The organism is Pseudarthrobacter sp. MDT1-56 (genome assembly GCF_059383555.1).
The window spans coordinates 622491-635419 of sequence record NZ_JBWZCK010000001.1; the positions used below are offsets into that span (position 1 = coordinate 622491).

The 12929-nt window shown below is 64.9% G+C and carries 8 protein-coding genes and 2 pseudogenes; 8 read left to right on the top strand and 2 right to left on the bottom strand.

Features of this window, described 5'->3' with window-relative positions:
- Nucleotides 1–80: 80 nt before the first annotated feature.
- From AC50YC_RS03015 to AC50YC_RS03025, 3 genes are all read left to right on the top strand, one after another.
- Nucleotides 81–1862 (top strand): ABC transporter family substrate-binding protein, encoded by a 1782-nt coding sequence (locus AC50YC_RS03015; protein WP_494952122.1) that lies wholly within the window; start codon nt 81–83, stop codon nt 1860–1862.
- Between the two features lie 180 nt (nt 1863–2042).
- Nucleotides 2043–3584 carry an ABC transporter permease gene (locus AC50YC_RS03020; protein ID WP_494952123.1) on the top strand — a complete coding sequence of 514 codons (1542 nt, stop codon included), beginning with the start codon at nt 2043–2045 and terminating at the stop codon, nt 3582–3584.
- Nucleotides 3581–4678, top strand: a complete 1098-nt coding sequence (locus AC50YC_RS03025) for an ABC transporter permease (RefSeq protein ID WP_494952124.1) — start codon at nt 3581–3583, stop codon at nt 4676–4678. Before AC50YC_RS03020 ends, AC50YC_RS03025 begins: the two co-directional genes overlap by 4 nt.
- Nucleotides 4679–4711: 33 nt before the next feature.
- On the opposite strand, the gene AC50YC_RS03030 is transcribed toward AC50YC_RS03025, so the two are convergent.
- A complete protein-coding gene (locus AC50YC_RS03030; protein WP_494952125.1) occupies nt 4712–5341 on the bottom strand; it encodes a PH domain-containing protein in 630 nt (209 codons plus the stop codon).
- A gap of 79 nt (nt 5342–5420) precedes the next feature.
- On the opposite strand from AC50YC_RS03030, the gene AC50YC_RS03035 reads away from it, so the two are divergent.
- Complete coding sequence (locus AC50YC_RS03035) at nt 5421–7250, top strand: ABC transporter ATP-binding protein (protein WP_494952126.1); 1830 nt, start codon at nt 5421–5423, stop codon at nt 7248–7250.
- A gap of 140 nt (nt 7251–7390) precedes the next feature.
- Here the strand turns inward: AC50YC_RS03035 and AC50YC_RS03040 are convergent.
- Nucleotides 7391–7561: pseudogene (locus AC50YC_RS03040) on the bottom strand (ABC transporter substrate-binding protein); the annotation flags it as partial.
- Here AC50YC_RS03040 and AC50YC_RS03045 point away from each other — a divergent pair.
- From AC50YC_RS03045 to AC50YC_RS03060, 4 genes and pseudogenes are all read left to right on the top strand, one after another.
- A complete protein-coding gene (locus AC50YC_RS03045; protein WP_494952127.1) occupies nt 7545–9086 on the top strand; it encodes a peptide ABC transporter substrate-binding protein in 1542 nt (513 codons plus the stop codon). The pseudogene AC50YC_RS03040 and the gene AC50YC_RS03045 sit on opposite strands and share 17 nt — an antisense overlap.
- Nucleotides 9087–9225: 139 nt before the next feature.
- A pseudogene (locus tag AC50YC_RS03050) lies at nt 9226–10155 on the top strand (ABC transporter permease).
- Entirely contained in the window at nt 10145–11095 is a 951-nt protein-coding gene (locus AC50YC_RS03055) for an ABC transporter permease (RefSeq protein ID WP_494952128.1), read from the top strand. Before AC50YC_RS03050 ends, AC50YC_RS03055 begins: the two are co-directional and overlap by 11 nt.
- A gap of 11 nt (nt 11096–11106) precedes the next feature.
- Complete coding sequence (locus AC50YC_RS03060; protein ID WP_494952129.1) at nt 11107–12825, top strand: ABC transporter ATP-binding protein; 1719 nt, start codon at nt 11107–11109, stop codon at nt 12823–12825.
- Nucleotides 12826–12929: the final 104 nt, after the last annotated feature.

The window sequence follows — 12929 nt, forward strand, 5'->3', positions numbered from 1 at the left end:
ACTGCCGCTGGGGGAGTGTGGACGTCTGCCCGGTGCCTACGGCCTCGGTCTCATCCACACCACAGAAACAAGGAGGCGGAATGCGCTTCGGTCGTATTTCCAAAGCAGTGGGCGTGGCAGCAGCAGCTGCCCTGGCCCTCAGCGCCTGCGCAGGCAACAGCGGCGGGACAACCCCGACCACTGCTGCGGCAGCAAGCAAATCAGGGGGATCTGCAACAGTCGTGGAGGTGAATGCGTTCAACACGTTCAATCCCAACACGGCTGATGGCAACACGGACATCAACTCGAAGATCAGCTACGCCACCCACTCGGGCTTCTTCTACATCGACAACAAACTGAACGTTGTCCGCAACGAGAAGTTCGGCAAGATGGAAAAGGTCTCAGACAACCCGCTGACGGTCAAGTACACCATCAACGAAGGCGTGAAGTGGTCGGACGGCACTCCCGTGACCGCAGCCGACCTCGTCCTGCAGTGGGCCGCATTCTCCGGCTACTACGATGATGCCGACGCAGAGGCAAAGACCGGAACGTCCTACTTCTCCTACGCCGGTGACCCCACAGGCATCGCCCTGACGGATTTCCCGGAACTTGGCGAAGACGGCCGCTCCATGACCCTGACATACTCGAAGCCGTTTGCTGACTGGGAAATCGCCATTGGCGGCCCCGGCGTTGACATCCCGGCCCACGTCCTGGCCAAGAAGGCAGGCCTGGCGGATGCCAAGGCATTCGTTGACCTGGTCAAGGAAATGCCGCGCGGCGACGCCACGGCACCCCAGCCGGCTAACGCCCAGCTCCAGGCCATGGCGGAGATGTGGAACACCGGCTTCGACTCCAAGACCCTGCCGGCTGACCCGAACCTGTACCTCTCCAACGGCCCCTACATTGTCAAGGGTGTCAACCAGGACCAGTCCCTGACCATGGTCAAGAACAAGGACTACAACTGGGGTCCGGAAGCCAAGCTGGACGAAATCACCGTCCGCTACATCGGTTCCGCTCCTGCCCAGGTGCAGGCGCTCAAGAACGGCGAAGCCGACATCATTGCACCGCAGGCTTCGGCTGACACGGTGGAGCAGCTCAAGGCCCTCGAAAGCCAGGGCGTCACGGTCGAGGTCGGAAACCAGCTTTCCTACGACCACATCGACCTCAACTACAGCGGCGTATTTGCTGAGAAGAGTGTCCGCGAAGCGTTCATGAAGAGCGTTCCGCGCAAGGACATCGTCGACAAGATCGTCAAGAAGCTGGACCCCGAGGCTAAGCCGCTCGACTCGCAGCTGTTCGTGCCGGACCAGGCCCTCTACGCCGACTCTGTCAAGGCCAACGGATCCTCCGCCTACCAGGACGTTGACATCGAGGGTGCAAAGTCGCTCCTCGCCGGTGCCACGCCTGAAGTCCGCATCATGTACAACAAGGACAACCCCAACCGTGCGGACATGTTCGCCCTGATCAGCGAGTCGGCCACCAAGGCAGGCTTCAAGATCGTCGACGGCGGCCTCGGCAAGTCGGACTGGGGCAAGGCCCTGGGCGACGGCAGCTACGATGCCACCATCTTCGGCTGGATCAACTCGGGTGTCGGCGTCTCCGGCGTTCCGCAGATCTTCAAGTCGGGCAACGACTCCAACTTCAACCAGTTCAGCGATCCGGAAGCCGACAAGCTCATGGACGAACTGATTGTCACCACCGACAAGGGCAAGCAGGATGAGCTGATCAAGCAGATCGACCAGAAGATCTGGGCTTCTGCCTACGGCCTCCCGCTGTTCCAGGCAGTTGGCGTGGACGCGTACAGCGACCGCATCACCGGCGTGAAGTACATGCCGAACCAGACCGGTGTCTGGTGGAACTTCTGGGAGTGGGCACAGAAGTAGCCGACGACCGCAAGTGACACTTGCTAGCTAAAGGCGTCGGGACCGGGCATTTTGGTCCCGACGCCTTTCTAGCGAAACCCCCTGACGATGCCGGGTCCTGCCCCAACATCCGCGGGGAAACGGCCAAACTCTGCGACCGGTCCGGGCAACCCCTGGGCCCGAATACCGAGGTTCTATCCCATGGTGACCTACATAGTCCGGCGGCTCATCACTGCCGCCCTCATACTTCTCGGCGCATCCTTCCTGGTGTATCTCCTGACAGCGGCGTCAGGCGATCCCCTGGAGGAATTCCGCGCCAGCAGCGCCCCCAACAAACAGCAGCTCATGGACGCACGCACCGAGCTGCTGCAACTGGACACACCCGCCCCCATCCGGTACTTCCACTGGCTCGGCGGTGCGGCGCAGTGCCTCATCCCCTTCGCTAACTCCTGCGACCTGGGCAAGAACATCGCGGGCCAGCCCATCACCGATGCCCTGGGCCACGCGCTGGTCCAGACCCTGACCCTGGTCACCGGGGCCACCGTGCTGGCGATCCTGATCGGCATCACGCTCGGCATCATCACCGCCCTGCGCCAGTACAGCACACTGGACTACGGCGTGACGTTCATGGCCTTCCTGTTCTTCTCCCTCCCGATCTTCTGGGTCGCGGTGCTCCTGAAGGAGTACGGCGCCATCGGGTTCAACAACTTCCTTCGGAATCCTGATATACCGATACCGGCAGCCCTCGCCATCGGCGCCGTCCTGGGTGTCCTGACGGCCGTGACCGTCGGCGGCGAAATGAAACGCAGGCTGCTCATCGGCGGCGTCGCCTTCCTGTTCGCGGCCGCCGTGCTGATGTACTTCTCCGCCACCGAATGGTTCAAAACCCCGGGTCTGGGCCCGGTCGTCATCGCGATTGCCGGCGTCGGCATTGCGTTCGCCGTGACCCTGCTCTCGGCAGGGCTCAAGAACCGCAAGGCGCTGCAGTCAGCGCTGATCGCCGTAGGGGTCGGGCTGGTGGTCTACTTCGTCATCCAGCCGCTGCTCAACGAGGCAACCATCCTGATGATCGTGCTCCTCGCGGTCGCAGCGGTCCTCGTCGGGCTGGGCATCGGCTACCTGATGGGCGGCTACGACCGCGGACAGTCCATGCGGGCCGCAGCGCTCACCTCGTTCCTGGTCGGATTCCTGATCCTGCTGGACCGCTACATGCAGGCGTGGCCCACGTACTTCAACAACAGCCGGGTCCGGGGCCGCCCCATCGCCACCATCGGCGCCAGCACCCCGAACATCGAGGGCGACTTCTGGATCCTGAGCCTGGACTCCTTCACGCACCTGATCCTGCCCACCATGGCACTGATCCTGATTTCGCTGGCCGGCTACACGCGCTTCACCCGGGCCTCGATGCTGGAAATCATGAACATGGACTACATCCGGACCGCCCGGGCCAAGGGCCTGTCCGAACGGACCGTCGTCATGCGCCATGCCTTCCGCAACGCGCTGATCCCGATCGCCACCATTGTGGCTTTCGACATCGGCGGGCTGATCGGCGGCGCCGTCATCACCGAAACGGTCTTCTCCGTCCGCGGAATGGGATTCCTGTTCCTGGACGGCATCTCGCACGTCGATCCCAACCCCGTGATGGGCGTCTTCATCTGTGTCGCCATCACAGCCATGGGTTTCAACCTCATTGCGGACCTTGCGTACTCCGCACTTGATCCGCGCGTAAGGGTAAAAGCATGAGCCAGCCAAGTCAGCAGGACGAAATCATGGCAGAAGAGGCGGGGCTGCCGCCGGTCGGCATCGAGCCGGTGCTGGAGGCCAAGGGCCTGAGCCAGGGCCAGATCGTCCGGAAACGGTTCCTGGGCCACTCCGGCGCCATCATCGGGCTGGTCGTCTTCGCCATCATCTTTGTCACGGCCTTTACCTCCGTGGGTTACTGGGGCATTCCCGGCTGGTGGAAATACAGCCACGACCAGGTCACCCCCCTGGTCAACGACGGCGTGCCCACCGCCTCGCTCTGGCCGCTGGCCTGGGGCGAACACCCCTTCGGCCAGGACCGGATCGGCCGCGACCTCTTCGCCATGACCATGCGCGGCGCCCAGCAGTCCATCACCGTCATGTTGGTGATCGGCCTCATCGCCGGCCTGGTCGGCGTCGTGGTCGGGGCCCTGTCCGGCTACTTCCGCGGCTGGACGGAAGCGGTGCTGATGCGCCTCACAGACGTCATCATCATCATTCCGGGACTGCTGCTCGCCGCCGTGATGGCGCAGATGGCCGGCCGGCGGGACTCCGGAAGCTGGTTTGCCTCCTTCGCCAGCAGCAACGGTATCCTGGCTCTGGGTATCTTCCTCGGCCTGATCACCTGGGTGGGACTTGCCCGGTTGATGCGCGGGGAATTCCTCTCGCTGCGCGAACGCGAATTCGTCGACGCGGCCAGGATTTCCGGGGCCAGCAATGCCCGGATCATCTTCAAGCACATCCTGCCGAACGCCGTCGGTGTGCTGATCGTCAACGTCACGCTGACCATGTCCGCAGCGATCCTCACCGAGACCGCCCTGAGCTACCTCGGCGTCGGCGTCAAGGCGCCGGACACATCGCTTGGGCTGCTCATTTCGCAGAACCAGGAGGCTTTCGCCACCCGGCCATGGCTGTTCTGGTACCCCGGCCTGTTCATCGTGCTGATCTGCCTGAGCATCAACTTCATCGGCGACGGCCTGCGGGATGCGTTCGATCCGCGCCAGAAGAAGTTCAACGCCAAGAAGGCCAAAGACACAGGCCTGCATCCCCTCGAAGCTGCTCCCGTCACCGCGTTCAAAGAAACCAAGGGCGACTAGATGCCAGCACCCTGCAGTGCCCGCACGGCCCGGCTACCGGGCGGCGATCGACCAGTAGCTGGCCACCAGCAACAGGACGACGACGGCGGCCGCCGCCCAGCGGTAGGTCACTTTCACCGGTGTGGTGGCGGCATCGCCGGCGGCCAGTTCGCCGCTTTCCACCAGCTCATGCCAGCGCTCCCGCACCATCCGGGCAGCCTGGCCGGAGTCCGTGCTCTTCAGATCCCCGGGCCGCACGGACTGGCCGGGACCGTACGTAGTTGCCGGCAGGCCGCGGAGGTCCTCCGGGCGGGCATTGCGCCCGCCCCAGATGCCCGGCGCCGGTGCGGCCCAGGCCACGTAGCTCTTGCGGGCCGTGACCAGGGTGAGGGCAAAACGGGTGTCGACATGCACCAGGGCCTCCCACGGCACATGGATCGACCGGAACGGGTTCTCCAGGGTGACGCCGTCGTCGTGCACCACAACGGCGGGCATCCAGAACAGCTGCCAGCCCAGGAACGCGACCAGCAGCAGCGGCGCCGTTCCGGCCAGCGCCGCCGGGCCGGCGGTGAATGCCGTGACGGCGATGCCGAGAGCGGCAACCGTCCAGGACAGCCAGGCGAACCAGGCGTTCGTTCGGGCCTTGAAGATTTCAGCGGTACCGGCATGCGGCGCAGAGCTCATGCTCCCAATAATTCAGTATTCCGAGCCGCAGCACTAATCCCCGGTGGACCGGCGGCCCGGGTGGAAGGAAAGCCCCATCATGACTGACTTCATCACCCTCGATCCGGCCGTTACCCCGGCGCCGGGCAAGAGCGAACCCGTACTGGAGGTCCGCGGCCTCAGCGTCGACTTCGGTGTGGACAAGAAGTGGGTGCCTGCCGCCATTGGATTGAACTACGAGGTGCGCGCCGGTGAAGTGCTCGCGATCGTGGGGGAGTCCGGCTCGGGCAAGAGTGCCAGCTCGATGGCCCTGCTGGGTCTGCTGCCGACCAACAGCCGGGTGACCGGAAGCGTGAAGCTCGCCGGGAAGGAACTGCTGGGGACGGACGAGGCCAACATCCGGGCGGTCCGCGGCAAGGAGGTGGCCGTGATCTTCCAGGAGCCCATGACCGCCCTGAACCCGGTGTACACCGTGGGCGCCCAGATTGTGGAGACCGTCCGGCTGCACAGCGAGGTCTCACCCGACGAAGCCAGGCTGCGCGCCCTGCGCATGCTCGAGCTCGTGGAACTGCCGGACCCGGAGAAGGCGTTCCGGTCCTACCCCCACCAGCTTTCCGGTGGCCAGCGGCAGCGCGCCATGATCGCCCAGTCCCTGTCCTGCGATCCCAAGCTGCTGATCGCAGACGAGCCCACAACGGCGCTCGACGTGACAGTCCAGGCGGAAATCCTGGACCTTATGCGCAACCTGCGGAACAAGCTGGACAGCGCGATCGTCCTGATCACCCACGACATGGGGGTCGTTGCCGACCTGGCGGACCGGATCGCCGTAATGCGCCGCGGCGTGATCGTGGAGACGGGGACGGCCGCCGAGATCTTCCACAATCCCCAGCACGAATACACGAAGGCCCTGCTGGCCGCCGTTCCGCACCTCGGCCAGGGCGGCGCGGACGCGGCCGTTGAGGTAGACGTCACCGCAGCCCTTGCCGCCGCCACACACGCCGAGCTGAGCTCCATCCCGGAAGAGCAGCTGCTGCGGCGCGAGCGGGAAAACGCCGCGGCCCTGGCGGCCGCGGAAGCCGCCAAGCCGCAGGGACAGCCGGTGCTGGAGCTGACCGACGTGGCCATCGAATACCCCAAGCAGGGCCGCGTGCCCGCGTTCCGAGCCGTGGAAGGCGCCAACCTGGTGATCTATCCGGGCCAGGTTGTCGGGCTGGTGGGGGAGTCCGGTTCCGGCAAGACAACCATCGGCCGCGCCGCCGTCGGGCTGCTGCCGGTTGCGGCCGGCACCATGATGGTCGTCGGCCAGGACATTTCCGCCGCCAAGCGGAACGGCCGGCAGCTTCACGAGATGCGCCGCCATGTCGGCATGGTGTTCCAGGACCCGTCGTCGTCGCTGAACCCGAGGCTTCCGATTGGCGAGAGCATTGGTGAGCCGATGTTCCTGGCCGGGGTCGCGAAGGGCGCCGAGCTGCAGCAACGGATCGAGGCGCTGCTGGACCAGGTGGAGCTGCCGCGGAATTACCGCAACCGCTACCCGCACGAGCTCTCCGGCGGGCAGAAGCAGCGGGTGGGCATTGCCCGGGCGCTCTCGCTCAAGCCGAAACTGATGGTCGCCGATGAGCCCACCTCGGCCCTGGACGTGTCCGTGCAGGCCAAGGTGCTCGACCTGTTCCAGAACCTGCAGAAGGAACTCGGGTTCGCCTGCCTCTTCGTCACCCACGACCTCGCGGTCGTCGACGTGCTGGCGGACCGAATCTGCGTGATGCAGCGCGGCCGCATCGTCGAGCAGGGCTCCCGGGACCAGATCCTGCGTAATCCGCAGGAGCCCTATACCCAGCGGCTCCTGGCAGCGGTGCCGCTCCCGGATCCGGAAAAACAGCGGGAACGCCGCGAGTTGCGGGCCCAGTTGCTGGCCGCCGGACCGAGTTAACCTTCCGTAACCGGGATCGCCCGGCAGCGAATACTACCAGCCAGTAGGGTGTGACTTGAAATACATTGCACTTGACGCTTACGGTCACGCTTTTTGTCGGGTCACGGTTTGGCAACAGAGTTCCACCATCTGGACACTCTGGGGTTCAGGGGGTTCTGCGGTTCGTTGCTGTAAGCGGTGATGACCTTGTTGGGGTCGCCGGCAGCCTGGCTGGCACCGTTTGAGGTACCGCCTCCGGCGCCGCATCCGGTCAGGGCGAGAGCGGCGATGGCCACCATGCCCAGTGCTTTGGAAGTGCGCGAAAAACGCATTCCGCCGCCCGCCAACACCGGCGAAGTCTATGGCGGCCGCGTTGTCGAGCTCCTCTTCGAGGGTCTGACCAGCTACGACCCCAGCGGCAAGTCAGTCAACGCGCTGGCTGAGTCCATCGAATCCCCGGACGGCCAGAACTACACGATCAAGGTCAAGAAGGGCGCCAAGTTCACCAACGGCGAGGAAGTTACCGCCAAGAGCTTCGTTGATGCTTGGAACTTTGCCGCGCTGAGCACCAACGCGCAGGGCAACAGCAGCTTCTTTGAATCGGTCGAAGGCTACGACGCCGTCAGCGCCACGTCGAAGCAGATGGGAGCGGACGGCAAGGAAACCGAAGTTCCCGCCCCCACCGCCGAGACCCTCTCCGGCCTCGTGCTGACGGATGATTCCACGATCACGGTCAAGCTGACGCAGCCGGAAGCCGACTGGCCGCTGCGCCTGGGCTACTCGGCCTTCATGCCGCTGCCCGCCGACGCCATCAAGGACCCGAAGAAGTTCGGCGAGAACCCGATCGGCAACGGTCCGTACAAGATGGAGAAGGAAGGCGCCTGGCAGCACGACAGCCAGATCGCCCTGGTGAAGAACCCTGACTACAAGGGTTCGCGCGAAGCCAAGAACGGCGGCGTGACCTTCAAGTTCTACACCGATCCGGCCCCGGCCTACACGGACATCCAGGCCAACAACCTGGACGTCACGGACGTTCTGCCCACGAACGCCCTGACGACGTACACCATGGACTTCCCGGAGAACAACCTGAACAAGCCGTACGCCGGCAACTCCACCCTGAACATCCCGGGCTACCTGCCCGAGTTCCAGGGCGAAGCGGGCCAGCTGCGCCGCCAGGCTCTCTCCATGGCGATCAACCGCGAGGAAATCACCAAGGTCATCTTCTCCGGCACCCGCATCCCGGCCAAGGACTTCACCTCCCCGGCTGTTGACGGCTACAACGAAAACGTTCCCGGCTCCGAGGTCCTGAAGTTCGACGCCGCCAAGGCGAAGGACCTCTGGACCCAGGCTGACGCCATCAGCCCGTGGCCCGCCGACAAGACCCTGCAGCTCGCGTACAACACTGACGGCGGCAACAAGGAATGGATCGACGCCGTTGCCAACAACTTCAAGAACAACCTGGGAATCAAGGCCGAGGGCCAGCCGTTCGCCAAGTTCGCTGAAATCCTGAAGCTGCGTTCCTTCAAAGAGCTGCCGGGCCTGACCCGCGCCGGCTGGCAGGCAGACTACCCGTCGCTGTACAACTTCCTGGGCCCGCTCCTGAAGACCGGTTCCAGCGCCAACTACGAGGGCTACTCGAACCCTGAGTTCGACCAGCTCCTCACCGAAGGCCTGGGCGCCCAGTCCACCGACGACGCCAACAAGAAGTTCACCGAGGCGCAGGAGATCCTGTTCAAGGACCTCCCCAACCTGCCGCTGTGGTACTCCGCACGCCAGGCTGTCTGGAGCCAGAATGTCAGCAACGTTGATTCCGGCTGGAACGGCGTTCTGCAGTACTGGGCCATCACGGCCAAGTAGTTCCTGAGTTCTGCGGAACTCATTCACACATCACTAAAGCTTGGGGGTCCGGCCTAGCCGGGCCCCCACATGCTTGAAACCGGCAGGAAGCTGTCCCCATGATTCCCCTTCGTTCCACCATCTCACCGGAGGCGCTGCTGTGATCCAGTTCATCCTCCGGCGCCTGCTGCAGGTCATTCCGGTATTCCTCGGAACCACCCTGCTCGTCTACTTCATGGTCTTCGCCCTTCCGGGCGACCCCATCCGCGCGCTCTTCGGCGACCGTCCGCCGAGCGAGGCGGTCATCGCGCAGCTGCGCCAGCAGTACAACCTGGACCAGCCGTTCTGGGTCCAGTACGGGCTGTTCCTGAAAAACCTCTTCACCTTCAACCTCGGCGTCGACTTCACCGGCCAGCCCATTGCCGACACCCTGACGCGCGTCTTCCCCGTCACGGCGATGCTCGCCATCGAGGCCCTCATCATCCAGGGCATCTTCGGCATCGCCTTCGGCCTGGTCGCCGGCCTGCGCAAGGGCGGCATCTTCGACAGCACGGTCCTCGTGCTGTCGCTGGTTGTAATCGCCATTCCGACCTTCGTGCTCGGCTTCGCGCTGTAGCTGCTGGTCGGTGTCCAACTGGGGTGGGCCAAACCCACGGTCGGCTCGAATGTCACGTGGGGAAGCCTGGTCCTTCCCGCGGTGGTCCTCGGCATGGTGTCCTTCGCCTACGTCCTGCGCCTGACGCGTGCGTCCGTCATCGAGAACATGAACGCCGACTATGTCCGCACCGCCACCGCCAAGGGCCTGGCCCGCCGCCAGGTCGTGACCACCCACGTCCTGCGCAACTCACTGATCCCCGTCATCACGTACCTCGGCGCGAGCCTGGGCGGCCTGATGGGCGGCGCGATCGTGACCGAAGCCATCTTCAATGTCCCTGGCGTTGGCCAGAAGCTCTACCAGGCCATTCTCCGAAGTGAAGGCCCCACCGTGGTCGCCATTGTGAGCGTCCTGGTGCTGGTCTTCGTTCTCGCCAACCTGTTGGTCGATCTGCTGTGCGCCTGGCTTGACCCGAGGATCCGCTATGAAAACTAACCGAAATTATGAGCACTTTGTTGCCCCTGTCGAGGAAACCCCTCTGCTGGCAACGGATGCAGTCAAGGTCGACGACGCCCCGCTGAGCCTGTGGGCAGACGCCTGGCGCAAGCTCCGCCGTCGTCCGCTCTTCATCATTTCCGCGGTCATGATCGCGCTGATCATCGTGGTGGCGCTCTTCCCCGGGCTCTTCACCCAGGTGGCCCCGGACAACGGCTGCGTGCTGGCGAACTCCAACGGCGCGCCCACCGAAGGACACCCGCTGGGCTTCACCTTCCAGGGCTGCGACATCTACTCGCGCATCATCCACGGCACCCAGGCCTCGCTGATGGTCGGTGTGTTCTCCGTGATCTCCGTCCTGATCATCGGCGTCACCCTCGGCGCCCTGGCCGGCTTCTTCGGCGGCTGGGTGGATACCGTGATCGCCCGCCTCGGCGACATCTTCTTCGCCCTGCCGATCGTCCTCGGTGCCCTGGTCCTGACCCAGCTTCCGCTGATGCGCGAAAACCGCGGAGTCGGAACAGTGGTCCTGGTCCTCGTGGTGCTCGGCTGGCCGCAGATGGCCCGCATCACCCGCGGCGCCATCATCGAAGTCCGCAACGCCGACTTCGTGACCGCCGCCCGGTCGCTCGGTGTCTCCCGCCTGGGATCCCTGGTCAGCCATGTGCTCCCGAACGCGCTGGCACCGATCATTGTGCTCGCGACCATGGAACTCGGCGTCTTCATCGTCGCCGAGGCCACGCTCTCGTTCCTCGGAATTGGCATGCCCGGCTCCGTGATGTCCTGGGGCAACGACATTTCCGCCGCGCAGGCGTCCATCCGCACCAACCCGGCTGTCCTGCTCTACCCGGCAACAGCCCTGTCCATCACGGTTTTGAGCTTCATCATGCTGGGCGACGCCCTCCGTGATGCCCTCGACCCGAAGAGCCGTCAGCGATGAAGGAGGCACAAATGACAACTTCCGACGTCACGATTCTCGAGGCCGGAACCCCGGCCGACCGGCCCCTGCTGGAAATCCGCGATCTCGCGATCTCCTTCAAGACCGGCAGCGGCGAGGTCCAGGCCGTGCGCAACGCGCACCTGACCATCATGCCCGGCGAAACGGTCGCCATTGTGGGCGAGTCCGGATCCGGCAAGTCGACGACGGCGCTGGCCGCGATCGGCCTGCTGCCCGGGAACGGCCGTGTTGCCGGCGGGCAGATCCTGCTCGACGGCGAGGACATTTCGCACGCGTCCGAGAAGCGCATGATCGAACTGCGCGGCAACATCATCGGCATGGTCCCGCAGGACCCGATGTCCAACCTGAACCCGGTCTGGAAGATCGGCGACCAGGTCAAGGAGACGCTGAAGGCCAATGGCCGACCCAGCGGCCCGGACGACGTCGCCAAGGTCCTGGCGCAGGCCGGGCTGCCGGACGCCGCCCGGCGGGCCAAGCAGTACCCGCACGAGTTCTCCGGCGGCATGCGCCAGCGTGCGCTGATTGCCATCGGCCTGTCCTGCCAGCCGCGCCTGCTCATCGCCGATGAGCCGACGTCGGCCCTGGACGTCACCGTGCAGCGCCAGATCCTGGACCACCTGGAAAAGATGACCTCGGAACTGGGCACCTCCGTGCTGCTCATTACCCACGACCTCGGCCTGGCCGCCGAGCGTGCCGACAAGGTCGTGGTCATGTACCGCGGCAACGTCGTCGAGGCCGGCCCGTCCCTGGAGCTGCTGCAGAACCCGCAGCACCCCTACACGCAGCGGCTGGTGGCCTCGGCGCCGTCGCTGGCGTCACGGCGGATCCAGGTGGCCAAGGAACTCGGCGTCTCGACGAACGAGGTGCTGGTCCCCAGTGGAACTGCGGCGGTGGCGCCGACGCTGACCGAGGACGTGCTGCAGATCCAGAACCTGAGCAAGGTCTTCAAGCTGCGCTCCGGGTTCGGCGAGTCGACCGACTTCACCGCCGTCGACGACGTCTCCTTCAGCGTCAAGCGCGGAACCACAACGGCGATCGTGGGCGAGTCGGGTTCCGGCAAGTCCACCGTGGCGCAGATGGTGCTGAACCTGCTGGAGCCGACCTCCGGAAAGATCATCTTCGACGGCGTGGACACCTCCGCGCTGAACAGCAAGGAGATCTTCGCTTTCCGCCGCCGGGTGCAGCCGATCTTCCAGGACCCGTACGGCTCCCTCGACCCGATGTACAACATCTACCGGACCATCGAGGAGCCGCTGCGGGTCCACAAGATCGGGGACAAGGCCAGCCGCGAGAAGAAGGTCCGCGAGCTGCTGGACCAGGTGTCGCTGCCGCAGTCCACCATGCAGCGGTACCCGAACGAGCTCTCGGGCGGCCAGCGCCAGCGCGTCGCGATCGCGCGTGCCCTGGCTCTGGATCCTGAGGTGATCATCTGCGACGAGGCCGTGTCCGCCCTCGACGTCCTGGTGCAGGCGCAGGTGCTGAACCTGCTCGCGGAACTGCAGTCCCGGCTGGGCCTGACCTACTTGTTCATCACCCACGACCTCGCGGTGGTGCGGCAGATCGCCGACCACGTGTGTGTCATGGAGAAGGGCAAGCTGGTGGAGACCGGCTCGACCGACGACGTCTTTGACGCGCCGCGGCAGGACTATACCAAGGCGCTGCTGCATGCCATCCCGGGTGCGCGGCTGATGCTGCCGCCGGAAGTGGCCTGAGCTGATTGAACCTGGCTGACTGAACGCAGCCGAAATGACACCGGAGCCGGTGTCCGCCCCTCGGGGCGGACACCGGCTCCGGTCGCTTAATGCTGGGCCGCTCA